We start from the raw sequence: 1,103 nt of genomic DNA, 5'->3' as shown, positions 1-1,103 counted from the left end.
AGGTCGGCGTCGCGCATCAGGTCGGCGACCTTGAATTGCAACAGGCCGGTTTGGCGGGTGCCGAGCATTTCGCCGGGGCCGCGCAGTTCGAGGTCTTTTTCGGCGATGACAAAGCCGTCATTTGTTTCACGCATGATACTTAGGCGTTGACGACCGACCTGTGACAGCGGCGGGTGATACAGCAACACACAGTGGCTGGCCGCGCTGCCCCGGCCGACGCGGCCGCGCAACTGGTGCAGTTGCGCCAGGCCCAGGCGCTCGGGGTTTTCGATGATCATCAGGCTGGCGTTGGGCACGTCCACCCCGACCTCGATCACCGTGGTGGCCACCAGCAATTGCAGGTTACCGGCCTTGAACTCAGCCATCACCGCAGCTTTTTCCGCTGGTTTCATGCGCCCGTGGATCAGCCCGACCTTGAGTTCGCCCAAGGCGCTGGTGAGGTCTTCGTAAGTGGTCTCGGCGGCCTGGCAGGTCAGCTCTTCGGACTCTTCAATCAGTGTGCATACCCAATACGCCTGACGGCCTTCGGCACAGGCGCCGCGTACCCGCTCGATCACTTCCACGCGCCGCGTGTCGGTGACCAGCACGGTATTGACCGGGGTGCGGCCGGGCGGTAGTTCGTCGAGGATCGAGGTGTCGAGGTCGGCGTAGGCGCTCATGGCCAGGGTGCGCGGGATCGGTGTGGCGGTCATGATCAATTGGTGCGGGCTCATGCGTCCGCCCACGCCTTTCTGGCGCAGGGCCAGGCGCTGTTGCACGCCGAAGCGGTGCTGTTCGTCGATGATCACCAGCGCGAGGTTCTTGAACTGCACTTCGTCCTGGAACAGCGCGTGGGTGCCCACCACCATCGGGGCGCCGGCGGCGATCTGTTCCAGCGCCGTTGCGCGGTTCTTGCCTTTGAGTTTGCCCGCCAGCCACGCGACTTCCAGGCCCAGCGGTTCGAGCCAGCGCTTGAAGGTGATGAAGTGCTGCTCGGCGAGAATCTCGGTAGGTGCCATCAGCGCCACCTGGTAACCGGCTTCCAGCGCCTGCAAGGCGGCGAGGGCGGCGACCACGGTCTTGCCCGCGCCGACGTCGCCCTGGATCAGGCGCAGCATCGGTTC

1 protein-coding gene is annotated in these 1,103 nt (G+C 64.9%); it reads right to left on the bottom strand.

Features of this window, described 5'->3' with window-relative positions; genetic code table 11:
- A partial coding sequence (locus L9Z73_RS30980; RefSeq protein ID WP_247408801.1) for an ATP-dependent DNA helicase RecG occupies positions 1-1,103 on the bottom strand: 1,103 nt, incomplete at both ends.

It is taken from the genome of Pseudomonas emilianonis (assembly GCF_023072625.1).
In the GTDB taxonomy this organism is placed as follows: domain Bacteria; phylum Pseudomonadota; class Gammaproteobacteria; order Pseudomonadales; family Pseudomonadaceae; genus Aquipseudomonas; species Aquipseudomonas paraveronii.
The sequence above is the reverse complement of the archived record's forward strand: the minus strand, read 5'-3'. Positions and strand labels throughout refer to the sequence as shown.